Below are 15,866 nucleotides of genomic sequence, written 5' to 3'. Positions count from 1 at the left end.
TTTCCTACGTCAGTGGGTGATCCTCGGCCCGCCCGGAGGGGGCGGGCCGGTGCTGCCGGAAGGGCTGTGCGGTCGTCAGCCGACCGCGCCCTCCATCTGCAGCTCGATCAGCCGGTTGAGCTCCAGCGCGTACTCCATCGGCAGCTCCTTGGCGATGGGCTCGACGAAGCCGCGCACGATCATCGCCATCGCCTCGAACTCGCTCAGACCACGGCTCATCAGGTAGAAGAGCTGGTCCTCGGAGACCTTGGAGACGGTCGCCTCGTGCCCCATGGACACGTCGTCCTCGCGGACGTCCACGTAGGGGTAGGTGTCGGAGCGGGAGATGGTGTCGACGAGCAGCGCGTCGCACAGCACGTTCGACTTGGATCCGGCCGCGCCCTCGCCGATCTCGACGAGACCCCGGTAGGAGGTACGGCCGCCGCCGCGCGCCACCGACTTGGAGACGATGTTGGAGGAGGTGTTCGGCGCCATGTGGACCATCTTGGAGCCGGCGTCCTGGTGCTGCCCCTCGCCCGCGAAGGCGATGGAGAGGGTCTCGCCCTTGGCGTGCTCGCCCATCAGGTAGACGGCCGGGTACTTCATCGTCACCTTGGAGCCGATGTTGCCGTCGATCCACTCCATGGTCGCGCCCTCGTAGGCGACGGCGCGCTTGGTGACCAGGTTGTAGACGTTGTTCGACCAGTTCTGGATGGTCGTGTAGCGGCAGCGGGCGTTCTTCTTGACGATGATCTCGACCACGGCGCTGTGCAGCGAGTCCGACTTGTAGATCGGGGCCGTGCAACCCTCGACGTAGTGCACGTAGGCACCCTCGTCGACGATGATCAGGGTCCGCTCGAACTGGCCCATGTTCTCCGTGTTGATACGGAAGTAGGCCTGGAGCGGGATCTCGACGTGCACGCCCGGCGGCACGTAGATGAAGGAGCCGCCCGACCACACGGCGGTGTTCAGCGAGGCGAACTTGTTGTCACCGACCGGGATGACGGTCCCGAAGTACTCCTTGAAGAGCTCCGGGTGCTCCTTGAGGGCGGTGTCGGTGTCGAGGAAGATGACGCCCTGCTCCTCCAGGTCCTCGCGGATCTGGTGGTAGACGACCTCGGACTCGTACTGGGCGGCGACACCGGCGACGAGGCGCTGCTTCTCCGCCTCCGGGATGCCGAGCTTGTCGTACGTGTTCTTGATGTCCTCGGGCAGGTCCTCCCAGGACTCCGCCTGCTTCTCGGTGGAGCGCACGAAGTACTTGATGTTGTCGAAGTCGATGCCCGACAGGTCCGAGCCCCAGGTGGGCATGGGCTTCTTCTCGAAGAGCCGCAGACCCTTGAGGCGGAGCTTCGTCATCCACTCCGGCTCGGACTTCTTCGCCGAGATGTCCTTGACGACGTCCTCGTTCAGACCGCGCTTCGCAGAGGCGCCGGCCACGTCGGAGTCGGCCCAGCCGTATTCGTACTTGCCCAGGCCCTCGAGTTCGGGGTGGGCAGTCTCCGTGGGGAGAGTCATGCGGGGTTCCTCCCGGCCGTGCTTGCAGATGCGTTGTGGGAAATCTTGGGGATGAACGTCGTGCAGACGCCGTCGCCGTGCGCGATGGTCGCCAGCCGCTGGACATGTGTTCCGAGCAACTGGGAGAAGATCTCGGTCTCCGCCTCGCACAGCTGCGGGAACTGCTCCGCGACGTGGGCCACCGGGCAGTGGTGCTGGCACAACTGCTCGCCCTTTTGCGGGAGGGGCGCGCTGCGCGCCGTAGCAGCGTACCCGTCCACGCTCAGGGCCTTGGCCAGCGCTTCGGTGCGCTCCTCGGGCGCGGCGGCCTCGACCGCCTCGCGGTAGGCGGCGGCCTGCTCGGCGATCCTCGCGCGCGCGAAGGCGACGACGGCCTCGTCCCCGCCGAACCGCTGCTGGATCCACCGCAGCGCGTCCGCGGCGAGCTTGTCGTACGACTGGTCGAAGGCGTCCCGGCCGCAGTCGGTGAGGGCGAAGACCTTGGCGGGGCGTCCGCGGGTCCGCGCTCCGTACACCCGCTGCTCACGGGCCTCCACGACGTCGTCGGCGGCCAGCGCGTCGAGGTGCCGGCGTACGGCCGCCTGGGTGAGTCCCAGCCGTCCGGCCAGCTCGGCGACGGTCGACGGCCCGTGGTCCAGGATGGACCGCGCGACCCGGTTGCGCGTGGAGCGCTCACCGGTCGCTAGCTCCTCCTGAGGGGCCCCCGTGGGGGTCTCCCGAGCCTCGCCGACGTTTTTCACAACGCCATTGTTGCGTAATTCATCGGAGCCAGGCAAGCCGCGTCCGGACGGGTGGACGGTGCCCTGCGTCACTTAGGTATACCTAATCTGACCTGCGGAAACGATCTTTGATCGATCAAACCCGCACCTGCCCCACCCCTCCCCGAGCACCTCCGCGAAGGCCCTCCCGGACCCCGCCCACACCCCCTCCGACCGGCCCACTTGCCACCCGCGGCACCCTCTCCGCACGGCTCGGCACAGGCAGGATGAAAAAGGGAGAAATCACCTGCGTCCGTGCGGGGCGCCCGGCGCCCCGGCCCCGCGGGAAGGGGAGCGGGCACCCGCCCGTCCGGGCGCCCGCCCGCGAACCTAGACTCTGGGGCCATGCGAACTGAGCCTGTCGTCGAGGTACGGGCCCTGGTGAAGCGGTACGGCACGAAGACCGCGGTGGACGGCCTGGACCTCACGGCCCGGCCCGGTGTCACCGCCGTCCTCGGCCCGAACGGCGCCGGCAAGACGACGACGATCGAGACCTGCGAGGGGTACCGCGCGCCGGACTCCGGCACCGTGCGCGTCCTCGGGCTCGACCCGGTGGGACAGGCCCGCGCGCTGCGGCCCCGGATCGGCGTGATGCTCCAGTCGGGGGGTGTGTACTCGGGCGCGCGGGCCGACGAGATGCTCCGGCACGTGGCCCGGCTGCACGCCCGCCCGCTGGACGTGGACGCCCTCGTCGAGCGGCTCGGCCTCGGCGGCTGCGGCCGGACCGCCTACCGGCGGCTGTCCGGCGGACAGCAGCAGCGGCTCGCGCTGGCGATGGCCGTGGTCGGCCGCCCGGAGCTGGTGTTCCTGGACGAGCCGACCGCCGGCCTCGACCCGCAGGCCCGCCGCGCCACCTGGGACCTGGTCCGCGACCTGCGCGCCGACGGCGTCTCGGTCATCCTGACCACCCACTACATGGACGAGGCCGAGCAGCTCGCCGACGACGTCGCGATCATCGACGCCGGCCGGGTCATCGCCCAGGGCTCCCCCGACGAGCTGTGCCGCGGCGGCGCCGAGAACACGCTCCGCTTCACCGGCCGCCCCGGACTGGACGTCGGCTCGCTGCTCAAGGCCCTGCCCGCGGACTCCACCGCCGCCGAGCCGACGCCGGGCTCGTACCGGGTGACCGGCAAGATCGACCCGCAGCTGCTGGCGACCGTGACCTCGTGGTGTGCGCAGCACGGCGTGCTGCCGGACCGGATCTCGGTGGAGCGGCACACCCTGGAGGACGTGTTCTTGGAGCTCACAGGCAAGGAGCTGCGCTCGTGACCACCGCCGGCACCTACACCCCCGCCCCCGGGGCGGCCCCTCTCCCGCGCATGATCGCCGCCCAGGCGGCGCTGGAGACGAAGATGCTCCTGCGCAACGGCGAGCAGTTGCTGCTCACCGTCGTGATCCCGACCCTGCTGCTGGTGCTGTTCAGCTCGGTGGACATCGTCGACACGGGCGAGGGCGAGGCGGTGGACTTCCTCGCCCCCGGCATCCTCGCGCTCGCCGTGATGTCGACCGCGTTCACCGGCCAGGCGATCGCCACCGGCTTCGAACGCCGGTACGGCGTGCTGAAGCGGCTGGCGTCCTCCCCGCTGCCCCGCTGGGGCCTGATGACCGCGAAGACGCTGTCCGTGCTGGGCACGGAGGTCCTCCAGGTCGCCCTGCTGACGGTGATCGCCTTCGCGCTGGGCTGGTCCCCGCACGGCAACCCGTTCGCCGTGCTGCTCCTGCTGGTGCTGGGCACGGGCGCCTTCTCCGGGCTCGGCCTGCTGATGGCGGGCACGCTGCGGGCGGAGGCGACGCTGGCCGCCGCCAACCTGGTCTTCCTGCTGCTCCTGGTCGGGGGCGGGGTCGTCGTGCCGCTGGACAAGTTCCCGCCGGCCGCGCAGGACGTCCTGGGCCTGCTGCCCATCTCCGCCCTCTCCGGCGGACTGCGCGACGTGCTCCAGCACGGGGCCGGCATGCCGTGGGGCGACCTCGGTGTGCTGGCGGTGTGGGCGGTGGCGGGCCTGGCGGCCGCCGGGCGGTTCTTCCGCTGGGAGTAGCCCGCCCCGCGGCGGAGCGGCCCGCTCCGAACACCACCGGGGCCCCTCGTGAACGCGTGCACAAGCGGCCCCCTACGATGGAGGCGTGCCGAACGTGACCCGTGCAGACGCCGCAGCGGCCGTCCGCAACCCCCTCGCCTTCATCGCCGAACGCTGGACCCCCGCCCCCCGGACGGTCCGGCGAGCGGCCCTCGCCGCGCTCGTGATGTCGGTGATCATCGTGGTCACCGGCGGTGCCGTGCGGCTCACCGGGTCCGGGCTCGGCTGCCCGACCTGGCCCAAGTGCACCGCCGACTCCCTCACCGCGACCAGCGAGATGGGCCTGCACGGCGCCATCGAGTTCGGCAACCGCATGCTCACCTACGTGCTGTGCGCCGCGGTCGGCTGGGCGATCGTCGCCGCCCGCGCGCGGAAGCCGCGCCGGCGCGGTCTGACCCGGCTGGGCTGGGCGCAGTTCTGGGTCGTGATGAGCAACGCGGTCCTGGGCGGGATCGTGGTCCTCGTCGGCCTCAACCCGTACACCGTCGCCGCGCACTTCGTGGCGACGTCGGCCCTGATCGCGATCGCCACCGTGATGTGGCACCGCGCCGGGGAGGGCGACGCGGCACCCCGCCCGCTGGTCGGCGGGGCGGTGCGGCAGCTGGTGTGGTTCCTGGTGGCGGCCTCGGTGCTGCTGATCCTGGTCGGCACGGTCGTCACCGGCGCGGGCCCGCACGCGGGCGACTCCAGCGAGGTCGCGCGGATGCCGGTCGACTGGGAGACGGTCACCAAGATGCACGCCGTGCTGGCCTGGATCGTGGTGTCGCTGACGTTCGCCCTGTGGTTCGTCCTCAAGGCGGTCGACGCTCCGAAGGCCACGCTGCATCGCACCCGCGAGCTGTTCGTCATCCTGCTGTGCCAGGGTGCGGTGGGCTACATCCAGTACTTCACGGACCTTCCCGAAGCCCTGGTGGGCCTCCACATGCTGGGCTCCGCCATGATGTGGATCTGGGTGGTGCGGGTGCTCCTGTCGTTGCGCGAACGCTCGCACACCGGCCCTGACATTCCGGCTGACGCCCCCGGAGACCGGCTGGAGCCCGCTTCGGGCTGACGGGAGCGTGCGCCGCGCGAGGCGGGACGAACGCGCCCGAGGCGTGATCGGGTCCGTCCGGTACGGACCGTCCCCGCAGGCGGCACACGCCTGCCGTCTCGGCGATCGGACTGTTCTTCAGTCGCCCAGCGCATACACCCGCCGCGCGTTCCCCGCCGCCACCAGCCCCGCGACCCGGTGCGCGTCCGCCGGCGACCAGGAGCCCTCCGCGACCCAGGTGCCCAGCACCCGGCCGAGGGCCTCGCGGAAGAGCCGGGCGCCGACCACGTGCAGTTCGGGCAGGCCCTGGGCGCCCGTGGAGAAGAGGATCTTCCCGAAGGGCGCCAGTTCCAGGGTCTCGGCCAGGATCGCCGCCGCGCGGGCACCGGTGCGCACGAGCGCCGCGCCGGAGTCGGCGTAGACGTGCGGGAAGACGCCGGCGAGGTGGGCGGCGTGGCGGTGGTAGGGGTAGCCGTGCAGCAGCACCAGGTCCGTGCCCAGTCCGGCCGTCGCACGGACGAAGTCCGTCAGGAGGACGGGGTCGGTGCGGTCGACGCGCAGGCCCGGCGCGCCGAGCCCCGCGTGCAGTTGCAGCGGCAGCCCCGAGGCGACGGCGATCCACAGCAGGTGCCGCAGCAGCACCGGGTCGCTCAGCTCCCCGCCGACCCGGCGTGCGGCCAGCCAGCGTCCCGCCGCGCCCCGCACCTCCCCCGCCCCGGGCGGCTCCGGCGCGAGCGCCAGGCCGTGCCGGACGCCGGCCACGGAGGTGAAGGCGACGGCGTGCGCGGCGGCGGCGTGCACGGCCTCGGCGAGGTTGGCGAGGAAGGACTCGACGCTGCCGGAGGTGTCGGCCACCTGCTCGGCGAGGAGTTCCAGGCGCACGATCTCGCGGGCCTGCGCGGCGCCCGCGGAGGCGATCTCGTCGGGGCCCGTGAGGTCGCCGGGCAGCCCGGTGTCGACCAGGTAGGTCGTGATGCCGCTGCCGCGCAGCAGCCGGCGGCCCGCCTCCAGTACGCCGATCTCACGACGCCGGGCGAGGTAGCGGGCGGGCGGGCAGTGCGGCTCCAGGCCGAGGAGCGGGGGACACCAGCGGCGTACCGCGAAGCCCGTCTGGGTGTCGAAGAGGGTGGTGCCCGGGGCGGGCGGGCCCGCGGTGCGCGCCAGCTGGGCCTCGAAGGTGCCGAGGCCCAGCTCCGTTCTCAGGACGCCGTGGCAGTACTGGTCCACCAGGGACGGCGTTTCGATCATCCGGGACTCCCCGACGGCTGGACCGTGTGTTCGGCGTGCTCCTCACACGGCCTAACGGGTGAACCCGGCGTCAGGTGTTGGCCGGAGGGTGCTCAGGTGTTGGACGGGCCGCCGATCTGGATCCCGGCCATGCGCGTCCACTCGTACGGCCCGGTGCGCACCTTGGCCGCGAACTCGCCGTCGAACGTCTCGTGCACGGTGATCCCGGCCTTCTCGACGGCCTTGCGGGCGGTCTCGACCGAGGTCGCCACCAGGTCGCCCCAGCCGCCGTCCTCGCCGACCAGCACGATCCGGGCGCCGCGCTCCCCGAGGTAGGCGATCTGGCCCTCGGCCCCGCCGTGCGCCGTGGAGAAGGCGCCGATCCGCTTGGCGAGCCGGGCGACCTCGCGGCCGTCCTTCGCCTCAACCTGCTTGGTGTCTGCCATGGCCAGGATGCTACCGACGGGTAGACCGAACGGCGACGGCCGGGGTGGGTGGCCTTGGCCACGCGCCCCGGCCGTCCGGCCGTACATGCTTTCGAGGGGTCAGTGCAGGAACGGGTCGACCGCCACCGCCACGAACAGCAGCGAGACGTAGGTGATGGACCAGTGGAAGAGACGCATCTCCTTCAGCTTCGCGCCCGTGGCCTGCGCCCGGGCGCGGTTCTGCAGGGCGTGCGCCTCCCACAGCCACCAGCCGCCGGCCGCGAGCGCGACCGCCGTGTAGAACCAGCCGGTGTAGCCGAGCGGGGTGAGCAGCAGCGACACGCCGACCATGACCCAGCTGTAGATCACGATCTGCCGGGCGACCACCTTGTTGGAGGCGATGACCGGCAGCATCGGCACGCCCACGCGCGCGTAGTCCTCCTTCACCTTCATGGACAGCGGCCAGTAGTGCGGCGGGGTCCAGAAGAAGATGACCGCGAAGAGGACGACCGGGGCCCACGACAGCGAGTTCGTCACGGACGACCAGCCGATCAGCACCGGCATGCAGCCCGCGATGCCGCCCCACACGATGTTCTGCGAGGTACGGCGCTTGAGGAGCATCGTGTAGACGACGACGTAGAAGAGGAGCGCCCCGAGGGCGAGCCAGGCGGACAGCCAGTTGACGGTGAGGCCGAACAGGAGCGTCGAGACGACCGCGAGGGTGATGCCGAAGGCGAGGCACTCGCGCGGGCTGACCATGCCGGTCACCAGCGGACGCTGGGAGGTGCGGTCCATGAGCGCGTCGATGTCACGGTCGATGTACATGTTGAGCGCGTTGGCGCCGCCCGCGGACAGGTAGCCGCCGATGGAGGTGAGCAGGACCAGCTTCAGGTCCGGCACACCCCGCTGCGCCAGGAACATCACCGGAACGGTGGTGATCAGCAGCAGCTCGATGATCCGTGGCTTGGTCAGCGCCACGAACGCCTTGACCCGGGCCCCGACCGGCCGCCGACTCGGGCTCTGGCTCGTCCCGATAACCCCCGCTGGACGGGATTCAACGGCCGTCACGCACACCCCTGACAGAGACATCCCAGCAAGCCCCCCGTGTGAAGTCCCGGTAAAGCTCGCGCGTACCACGCCACTGTAGACGTTGCCCATACCCCGCTCTTCGCGGGGGTGGGGTCGTGTTGGGAGAGGCCACCCGGGGGTGTGGTCACAGGGGTCCCCGGGGCCGCCCGGAGCGGGGTCGCGGGGATCCCCGGGGCCGCCCGGGGGTACGGCGGGGCCGGCCGGGGGTGCGCCGGGACCGCGTACGCGGGGGCCGCGGGCCGTCCGTCCGGAGGTCCGCCGGCACCTCGGACGGGGGTGTCACCGAGCGTGTGCGCCGGGTGTCCGCGGGGGCGCGCGACCGGCCCGCTCATCGGTCGCCCGGAAGCTCGATTGAGCAGTCAGATGAGCGGCTCCGTATTCATGTGCCGAATGCGGTTCCGGCCGGTCGGGAGGCGGATCGCGATGCGGCCCGGCAGTCTTGAATGACTCGAAAAAACGCACGTCCTCACGGGGGTAGGCTCGACAGCGGCCGGTGGGCACCCAGTGCACCGGCAGCCGGTGGGCGCGCGCCCGAAGCAGCCGGTATTCGACATGTGGAGAGGAGCCCTGACCCAGGGTGAGCACCAAGCCGACCACCACAGACCTCGAGTGGACCGAGTTGGACCAGCGGGCCGTCGACACCGCGCGTGTCCTGGCCGCCGATGCCGTACAGAAGGTCGGCAACGGCCATCCCGGTACGGCGATGAGCCTGGCGCCGGCCGCGTACACGCTCTTCCAGAAGGTGATGCGGCACGACCCGGCGGACGCCGACTGGGTCGGCCGCGACCGTTTCGTGCTGTCCGCGGGCCACTCGTCCCTGACCCTCTACACCCAGCTGTACCTGGCCGGTTTCGGCCTGGAGCTGGACGACCTGAAGTCGTTCCGCACCTGGGGCTCCAAGACCCCGGGCCACCCGGAGTACGGGCACACCACGGGTGTGGAGACGACGACCGGCCCGCTGGGCCAGGGTGTCGCCAACGCCGTCGGCATGGCGATGGCCGCCCGCTACGAGCGCGGTCTGTTCGACCCGGAGGCCGCCGAGGGCGAGTCCCCGTTCGACCACTTCATCTACTGCATCGCCGGTGACGGCTGCCTCCAGGAGGGCATCTCCGCCGAGGCGTCGTCCCTCGCCGGCCACCAGAAGCTCGGCAACCTGGTCCTGCTGTGGGACGACAACCACATCTCGATCGAGGGCGACACCGAGACGGCCGTCTCCGAGGACACCGTCAAGCGCTACGAGGCCTACGGCTGGCACGTCCAGCGCGTCGCGCCGAAGCCGGACGGCGACCTCGACCCGCACGCCCTCTACGACGCGATCGAGGCCGCCAAGGCGGTCACCGACCGGCCGTCGTTCATCGCGATGCGCTCCATCATCGCCTGGCCTGCCCCGAACGCGCAGAACACCGAGGCCGCCCACGGCTCCGCCCTGGGCGACGACGAGGTCGCCGCCACCAAGCGCGTCCTGGGCTTCGACCCGGAGCGGACCTTCGAGGTCACCGACGAGGTCATCACCCACACCCGCAAGGCCCTGGAGCGCGGCCAGGCGGCCCGCGCGGTCTGGGAGAAGTCCTTCCAGCAGTGGCGCGACAACAACCCCGAGCGCGCCGCCGACTTCGAGCGGATCGCCGCGGGCGAGCTGCCGGCCGGCTGGGAGGAGAAGCTCCCGGTCTTCGAGCCCGGCAAGGCCGTCGCCACCCGCGCCGCCTCCGGCAAGGTCCTCCAGGCGCTCGGCGCGGTCATCCCCGAGCTGTGGGGCGGCTCCGCCGACCTCGCGGGCTCCAACAACACCACGATCGACAAGACGTCGTCGTTCCTCCCGGCCGGCAACCCGCTGCCCGAGGCGAACCCGTACGGCCGCACGGTCCACTACGGCATCCGCGAGCACTCCATGGCCGCGGAGATGAACGGCATCGCCCTGCACGGCAACACCCGCATCTACGGCGGCACCTTCCTGGTGTTCTCCGACTACATGCGCAACGCCGTGCGCCTGTCGGCGCTGATGCACCTGCCGGTGACGTACGTGTGGACGCACGACTCCATCGGCCTCGGCGAGGACGGCCCGACCCACCAGCCGGTGGAGCACCTGGCCTCCCTGCGCGCCATCCCGGGCCTGAACGTGGTCCGCCCGGCCGACGCCAACGAGACCGCCATCGCCTGGCGCGAGATCCTGCGCCGCTGGACCAAGGAGTTCGGCAAGGGCGCCCCGCACGGCCTCGCGCTGACCCGCCAGGGCGTGCCGGTCTACGAGCCGAACGAGGACGCCGCGCGCGGCGGGTACGTGCTGTTCGAGGCGTCCACCGGGACCCCCGAGGTGGTCCTGATCGCGACCGGCTCCGAGGTGCACGTCGCCGTCGAGGCGCGCGAGCGGCTGGAGGCCGACGGGGTGCCGACGCGGGTCGTGTCGATGCCGTCCGTGGAGTGGTTCGAGGAGCAGGACCAGGGGTACCGGGACAGCGTGCTGCCGCCGTCCGTGAAGGCCCGTGTCGCCGTCGAGGCGGGCATCGGACTGACCTGGCACAAGTACACCGGGGACGCCGGCCGCATCGTCTCCCTGGAGCACTTCGGTGCCTCGGCCGACGGCAAGGTCCTCTTCCGCGAGTACGGCTTCACCGCCGAGAACGTGGCCGCCCAGGCCCGGGAATCGCTCGCGGCCGCCCAGCGCTGACGCTCACACACGACCTGTAGGAGATGTAATTCCATGACAGACGCACTCAAGCGCCTCTCCGAGGAAGGCGTCGCGATCTGGCTGGACGACCTGTCGCGCAAGCGGATCACGTCCGGCAACCTCGCCGAGCTGATCGACCAGCAGCACGTCGTGGGCGTCACCACCAACCCGTCGATCTTCCAGAAGGCGATCTCCCAGGGCGACGGCTACGACCAGCAGCTGTCGGACCTCGCCGCCCGCAAGGTCACCGTCGAAGAGGCCATCCGCATGATCACGACGGCGGACGTCCGCGACGCCGCCGACATCCTGCGCCCGGTCTTCGACGCCACCGGCGGCCAGGACGGCCGGGTGTCGATCGAGGTCGACCCGCGCCTGGCCCACCACACCCAGCCGACCGTCGCCGAGGCCAAGCAGCTGGCCTGGCTGGTCGACCGGCCCAACACGCTGATCAAGATCCCGGCGACCCTGGGCGGCCTGCCGGCCATCACCGAGGTCATCGGCCTCGGCATCAGCGTCAACGTCACGCTGATCTTCTCCCTGGAGCGCTACCGCCAGGTCATGGACGCCTACCTGGCCGGCCTGGAGAAGGCCAAGGAGCGCGGCCTGGACCTGTCGAAGATCCACTCCGTGGCGTCCTTCTTCGTGTCCCGCGTGGACACCGAGATCGACAAGCGCCTCGACGCGCTCGGCACCGACGAGGCCAAGGCCGCCCGCGGCAAGGCCGGCGTCGCCAACGCCCGGCTCGCCTACCAGGCCTACGAGGAGGTCTTCGCCTCCGACCGCTGGAGCGCGCTGGAGCAGGCGGGCGCCAACAAGCAGCGCCCGCTGTGGGCCTCCACCGGCGTGAAGGACCCGGCGTACAAGGACACGCTGTACGTGGACGAGCTGGTGGCGCCGAACACGGTGAACACCATGCCGGAGGCGACGCTGGCCGCCACCGAGGACCACGGCGAGATCACCGGCAACACCATCGCCGGCACCTACGAGCAGGCCCGCGCCGACCTCGACGCGGTGGAGAAGCTCGGCATCTCCTACGACGAGGTCGTGCAGCTGCTCGAGGACGAGGGCGTCGACAAGTTCGAGGCGTCCTGGAACGACCTGCTCAAGTCGACCGAGGCGGAGCTGGAGCGCCTCGCCCCTTCGGAGGGCTGAGGATTTGTCCCCTCATTCCGGTTCCGGGGCGAACCCGCTCCGTGACCCCGCGGACCGACGGCTCCCGCGCATCGCGGGGCCGTCGGGCCTGGTCATCTTCGGCGTCACGGGGGACCTCTCCCGCAAGAAGCTGATGCCGGCCGTGTACGACCTCGCCAACCGGGGTCTGCTGCCGCCGGGCTTCTCCCTGGTGGGCTTCGCCCGCCGCGAGTGGGAGCACGAGGACTTCGCGGCCGAGGTGCACGACGCCGTCAAGGCGCACGCCCGCACGCCGTTCCGCGAGGAGGTCTGGCAGCAGCTCATCCAGGGCATGCGCTTCGTGCAGGGCACCTTCGACGACGACGACGCCTTCGAGCGGCTGCGCGCCACCATCGAGGAGCTCGACAAGGCGCAGGGCACGGGAGGCAACTTCGCCTTCTACCTGTCCGTGCCGCCGCGGTCCTTCCCGGTGGTCATCCAGCAGCTGAAGAAGCACGGCCTCGCCGACCAGAAGGACGGTTCCTGGCGGCGCGCGGTCATCGAGAAGCCGTTCGGCCACGACCTGGAGTCGGCCGAGGAGCTCAACGCGATCGTGCACGAGGTCTTCGCCCCGGACCAGGTCTTCCGCATCGACCACTACCTGGGCAAGGAGACCGTCCAGAACATCCTGGCGCTGCGCTTCGCCAACACGATGTTCGAACCGATCTGGAACCGGTCCTTCGTGGACCACGTGCAGATCACCATGGCCGAGGACATCGGCATCGGCGGCCGGGCAGGGTACTACGACGGCATCGGCGCCGCCCGTGACGTCATCCAGAACCACCTGCTCCAGCTGATGGCGCTCACCGCGATGGAGGAGCCCGCCTCCTTCGACGCGGACGCGCTCGCCGCGGAGAAGACCAAGGTGCTCGGCGCGGTCAAGCTGCCCAGGGACCTCGGTGCGGACACCGTGCGCGGCCAGTACGCGGCCGGCTGGCAGGGCGGCGAGAAGGTCATCGGCTACCTCCAGGAGGAGGGCATCGACGCCAAGTCGAAGACCGACACCTACGCCGCGATCAAGCTGAACGTCGACAACCGCCGCTGGGCGGGCGTCCCGTTCTACCTGCGCACCGGCAAGCGCCTGGGCCGCCGGGTCACCGAGATCGCGGTCGTCTTCCAGCGGGCGCCGCACTCCCCGTTCGACACGACGGCCACCGAGGAACTCGGGTCGAACGCGATCGTCATCCGCGTCCAGCCCGACGAGGGCGTCACCGTCCGCTTCGGCTCCAAGGTGCCGGGCACCTCGATGGAGATCCGGGACGTGTCGATGGACTTCGCCTACGGCGAGTCGTTCACCGAGTCCTCGCCCGAGGCGTACGAGCGGCTGATCCTCGACGTGCTCCTCGGCGACTCCAACCTCTTCCCGCGCACGGAGGAGGTCGAGCTGTCCTGGAAGATCCTCGACCCGATCGAGGAGTACTGGGACGCCAACGGCACGCCGGCCCAGTACCAGGCCGGCACCTGGGGACCCGTCGAGGCGGACGAGATGCTCGAACGAGACGGACGGAGCTGGCGCCGGCCATGAAGATAGACCTCACGGACACCACGGCCAGCAAGATCAACAAGGCGCTGGTGAAGGGCCGCCGGGCGATCGGCACACCGGCCGTGGGCATGGTGCTCACGCTGGTCATCGTCACGGACGAGGAGAACGCCTACGACGCGCTCAAGGCCGCCAACGACGCCTCGCGCGAACACCCCTCGCGCACACTGGTGGTCATCAAGCGGGTCTCCCGCTCGCCCCGCGACCGCACGAAGTCCCGGCTCGACGCCGAGGTGCGGGTGGGTGCCGACGCGGGCACCGGCGAGACGGTCGTGCTGCGGCTGTACGGCGAGGTGGCCGACCACGCGCAGTCGGTGGTGCTGCCCCTGCTGCTGCCCGACGCGCCCGTCGTCGTCTGGTGGCCGGTGAACGCGCCCCTCGACCCGGCCCAGGACCCCCTCGGCGCACTGGCCCAGCGCCGTGTCACCGACACCTACGCCGCCGAGCAGCCGGTACGGGACCTGGTGGCCCGCGCCGAGCGCTACACCCCGGGCGACACCGACCTGTCGTGGACCCGCATCACGCCCTGGCGCTCGATGCTGGCCGCGGCCCTGGACCAGGTCACCTGCACGGTGGAGGCGGTCGAGGTGGAGGGCGAGGAGTTCAACCCGAGCTGCGAGCTGCTCGCGATGTGGCTCGGTGACCGGCTGGGCGTCCCCGTCCAGCGCTCGCTGTCCGGCGGGCCGGGCCTCACGGCGGTGCGCATGGCCACCGACTGCGGCCCGATCGCGCTGGACCGGGCCGACGGCTCGCTGGCCACGCTGTCCATCGAGGGCCAGCCGGACCGTGCGGTGGCGCTCAAGCGCCGGGACACGGCCGAGCTGATCGCGGAGGAACTGCGCCGGCTCGACCCGGACGACACCTACGCCGCCACGCTGCGGTTCGGGGTGGAACGGCTGAACGCGGGAGCGTCCGCGCCGGACGCCGTGGCCGAGGAGCCGGCGGCGCCGGCCGCCGAGCCCGCCTCCGCCGGCGAGGAGCCTGCCGCCTCGGATGGGGAGCCTGCCGCCTCGGGCGGAGAACCGGTGGCGTCGGACGAGCCGGTCGCCGTCGGGACTCCCGTCGAGGAGGCCGCGAAGGCGCCCGCCAAGCAGGCGGCGAAGAAGACCGCCCGCAAGGCGCCGACGAAGAGGGCGGCGGCGAAGTGAGCGTTCCTCAGCTCGTCGTGCACCACGACAAGGAACTGATGGCACAGGCCGCCGCGGCCCGCCTGATCACGAAGATCGTGGACGCGCAGGCCTCCCAGGGCCACGCGTCCGTGGTCCTCACCGGTGGCCGCAACGGCAACGGCCTGCTGGCCGCGCTGGCGTCCGCTCCGGCCCGGGACGCCGTCGACTGGGCCCGGCTCGACCTGTGGTGGGGTGACGAGCGCTTCCTGCCCGAGGGCGACCCGGAGCGCAACGTCACACAGGCCCGCAAGGCGCTGCTGGACTCCGTGCCGGTGGACCCCGAGCGCGTGCACGCCATGCCCGCGTCCGACGGTCCCCACGGCGCCGACGTGGAGGCGGCCGCGGCCGCCTACGCCGACGAACTGGCCCGGGCGGCCGGTCCCGAGAACCACGGCGCCGTCCCCACCTTCGACGTCCTGATGCTGGGCGTCGGCCCGGACACCCATGTGGCCTCGCTCTTCCCGGAGCTGCCCGCCGTACGGGAGACCGAGCGCACGGTGGTCGGCGTGCGCGGCGCGCCGAAGCCCCCGCCGAACCGCGTCACCCTCACCCTCCCGGCGATCCGGGCGGCCCGTGAGGTGTGGCTGCTCGCGGCCGGCGAGGACAAGGCGCAGGCGGTCGCCATCGCCCTGTCCGGCGCGGGCGAGATCCAGGCCCCGGCGGCGGGAGCCCGCGGCCGGTCCCGCACCCTGTGGCTCCTGGACTCGGCGGCGGCCTCCCAGCTCCCGAAGGCGCTGTATCCCCCGGCGTCCCCCTGACGGAAACCCGCCCCTCTCCCGGAACCCGTACGGTCGACCGCCGTACGGGTTCCGCCCGTTGTGGGGACCGGAGGCGCGGCCCTCGACGAAGGAGTGGACGCCGAGGAGGAAGGAGCCGGCGGTCAGGCCGCCGGCGGTCCGGCTCCCCCGCGCACGCGCCACGTCGCACTCCCCGGCGATCGTCTCCAGGACCTCCGGGGAGTCTGCCGGAGTCCCGCTCAGCTACGCCCGCGCAGCTCGCGGTACGTGGCGACCAGGGCCTGGGTCGAGGGGTCCAGGCCGGGCACGTCCGCGCCCTCGGTCAGCGCGGGCTCGACGCGCTTGGCGAGGACCTTCCCCAGCTCCACTCCCCACTGGTCGAAGGAGTCGATGTTCCAGACGGCGCCCTGCACGAACACCTTGTGCTCGTAGAGGGCGACGAGCTGGCCGAGGACCGAGGGGGTCAGCTCGGTGGCGAGGACGG

At 71.6% G+C, this 15,866-nt stretch carries 13 protein-coding genes and 1 pseudogene; 8 read left to right on the top strand and 6 right to left on the bottom strand.

The genetic code is table 11. The features are described from left to right. Nucleotides 1–75 precede the first annotated feature (75 nt). Together sufB and ACZ3KJ_RS29905 are read right to left on the bottom strand one after the other, a co-directional pair. The gene (gene sufB, locus ACZ3KJ_RS29910) at nucleotides 76–1,497 is read right to left on the bottom strand and encodes a Fe-S cluster assembly protein SufB (RefSeq protein ID WP_467531534.1); all 1,422 of its coding nucleotides are present in this window, start codon (nucleotides 1,495–1,497) and stop codon (nucleotides 76–78) included. Then, nucleotides 1,494–2,237 (bottom strand): helix-turn-helix transcriptional regulator, encoded by a 744-nt coding sequence (locus ACZ3KJ_RS29905; protein WP_467531532.1) that lies wholly within the window; start codon nucleotides 2,235–2,237, stop codon nucleotides 1,494–1,496. Before ACZ3KJ_RS29905 ends, sufB begins: the two co-directional genes overlap by 4 nt. Nucleotides 2,238–2,600: 363 nt before the next feature. Between ACZ3KJ_RS29905 and ACZ3KJ_RS29900 the strand changes: the two genes are divergently transcribed. The 3 genes from ACZ3KJ_RS29900 to ACZ3KJ_RS29890 all read left to right on the top strand — a co-directional run bounded on the left by ACZ3KJ_RS29900 (nucleotide 2,601) and on the right by ACZ3KJ_RS29890 (nucleotide 5,381). Continuing rightward, nucleotides 2,601–3,524 carry an ABC transporter ATP-binding protein gene (locus ACZ3KJ_RS29900; protein WP_467531530.1) on the top strand — a complete coding sequence of 308 codons (924 nt, stop codon included), beginning with the start codon at nucleotides 2,601–2,603 and terminating at the stop codon, nucleotides 3,522–3,524. A 50-nt stretch (nucleotides 3,525–3,574) separates the two neighbouring features. Beyond that, nucleotides 3,575–4,291 carry an ABC transporter permease gene (locus tag ACZ3KJ_RS29895; RefSeq protein WP_467531713.1) on the top strand — a complete coding sequence of 239 codons (717 nt, stop codon included), beginning with the start codon at nucleotides 3,575–3,577 and terminating at the stop codon, nucleotides 4,289–4,291. A gap of 94 nt (nucleotides 4,292–4,385) precedes the next feature. Next, on the top strand, nucleotides 4,386–5,381 hold the full coding sequence (locus ACZ3KJ_RS29890; RefSeq protein WP_467531528.1) for a COX15/CtaA family protein: 996 nt from the start codon (nucleotides 4,386–4,388) through the stop codon (nucleotides 5,379–5,381). A gap of 117 nt (nucleotides 5,382–5,498) precedes the next feature. Here the strand turns inward: ACZ3KJ_RS29890 and ACZ3KJ_RS29885 are convergent, their stop codons facing one another. The 3 genes from ACZ3KJ_RS29885 to ACZ3KJ_RS29875 all read right to left on the bottom strand — a co-directional run bounded on the left by ACZ3KJ_RS29885 (nucleotide 5,499) and on the right by ACZ3KJ_RS29875 (nucleotide 8,086). After that, the gene (locus ACZ3KJ_RS29885; protein ID WP_467531526.1) at nucleotides 5,499–6,608 is read right to left on the bottom strand and encodes an amidohydrolase family protein; all 1,110 of its coding nucleotides are present in this window, start codon (nucleotides 6,606–6,608) and stop codon (nucleotides 5,499–5,501) included. Nucleotides 6,609–6,700: 92 nt separating this feature from the next. Then, the gene (locus ACZ3KJ_RS29880) at nucleotides 6,701–7,033 is read right to left on the bottom strand and encodes a hypothetical protein (RefSeq protein ID WP_385079145.1); all 333 of its coding nucleotides are present in this window, start codon (nucleotides 7,031–7,033) and stop codon (nucleotides 6,701–6,703) included. Nucleotides 7,034–7,132: 99 nt separating this feature from the next. After that, nucleotides 7,133–8,086 (bottom strand): heme o synthase, encoded by a 954-nt coding sequence (locus ACZ3KJ_RS29875; RefSeq protein ID WP_467531712.1) that lies wholly within the window; start codon nucleotides 8,084–8,086, stop codon nucleotides 7,133–7,135. Between the two features lie 592 nt (nucleotides 8,087–8,678). Here ACZ3KJ_RS29875 and tkt point away from each other — a divergent pair. Genes tkt through pgl form a run of 5 tightly spaced genes read left to right on the top strand, consistent with a single transcriptional unit; the run spans nucleotide 8,679 to nucleotide 15,403 of the window. Next, the gene (tkt, locus tag ACZ3KJ_RS29870; protein ID WP_467531524.1) at nucleotides 8,679–10,766 is read left to right on the top strand and encodes a transketolase; all 2,088 of its coding nucleotides are present in this window, start codon (nucleotides 8,679–8,681) and stop codon (nucleotides 10,764–10,766) included. Between the two features lie 33 nt (nucleotides 10,767–10,799). Beyond that, on the top strand, nucleotides 10,800–11,918 hold the full coding sequence (tal, locus tag ACZ3KJ_RS29865) for a transaldolase (RefSeq protein WP_467531522.1): 1,119 nt from the start codon (nucleotides 10,800–10,802) through the stop codon (nucleotides 11,916–11,918). 4 nt (nucleotides 11,919–11,922) lie between these two features. Further along, on the top strand, nucleotides 11,923–13,461 hold the full coding sequence (gene zwf, locus ACZ3KJ_RS29860; RefSeq protein ID WP_467531520.1) for a glucose-6-phosphate dehydrogenase: 1,539 nt from the start codon (nucleotides 11,923–11,925) through the stop codon (nucleotides 13,459–13,461). Beyond that, entirely contained in the window at nucleotides 13,458–14,624 is a 1,167-nt protein-coding gene (gene opcA, locus ACZ3KJ_RS29855) for a glucose-6-phosphate dehydrogenase assembly protein OpcA (protein ID WP_467531518.1), read from the top strand. Before zwf ends, opcA begins: the two co-directional genes overlap by 4 nt. Beyond that, nucleotides 14,621–15,403, top strand: coding sequence for a 6-phosphogluconolactonase (gene pgl, locus ACZ3KJ_RS29850; protein ID WP_467531517.1), 783 nt, complete (start codon nucleotides 14,621–14,623; stop codon nucleotides 15,401–15,403). Before opcA ends, pgl begins: the two co-directional genes overlap by 4 nt. A gap of 218 nt (nucleotides 15,404–15,621) precedes the next feature. Here the strand turns inward: pgl and ACZ3KJ_RS29845 are convergent. Continuing rightward, nucleotides 15,622–15,866 (bottom strand): annotated as a pseudogene (locus ACZ3KJ_RS29845) (glucose-6-phosphate isomerase); the annotation flags it as partial.

The sequence above is a fragment of the Streptomyces sp. NPDC003248 genome, assembly GCF_055563235.1.
This window is presented reverse-complemented; position numbering and strand designations above follow the sequence as displayed.

Coding starts and splice junctions, on each gene's coding strand:
- ACZ3KJ_RS29900 (WP_467531530.1), top strand. CDS start 2,601: ATGCGAACTGAGCCTGTCGTCGAGGTACGGGCCCTGGTGAAGCGGTAC.
- sufB (WP_467531534.1), bottom strand. CDS start 1,497: ATGACTCTCCCCACGGAGACTGCCCACCCCGAACTCGAGGGCCTGGGC.
- ACZ3KJ_RS29895 (WP_467531713.1), top strand. CDS start 3,575: ATGATCGCCGCCCAGGCGGCGCTGGAGACGAAGATGCTCCTGCGCAAC.
- ACZ3KJ_RS29880 (WP_385079145.1), bottom strand. CDS start 7,033: ATGGCAGACACCAAGCAGGTTGAGGCGAAGGACGGCCGCGAGGTCGCC.
- opcA (WP_467531518.1), top strand. CDS start 13,458: ATGAAGATAGACCTCACGGACACCACGGCCAGCAAGATCAACAAGGCG.
- tal (WP_467531522.1), top strand. CDS start 10,800: ATGACAGACGCACTCAAGCGCCTCTCCGAGGAAGGCGTCGCGATCTGG.
- ACZ3KJ_RS29885 (WP_467531526.1), bottom strand. CDS start 6,608: ATGATCGAAACGCCGTCCCTGGTGGACCAGTACTGCCACGGCGTCCTG.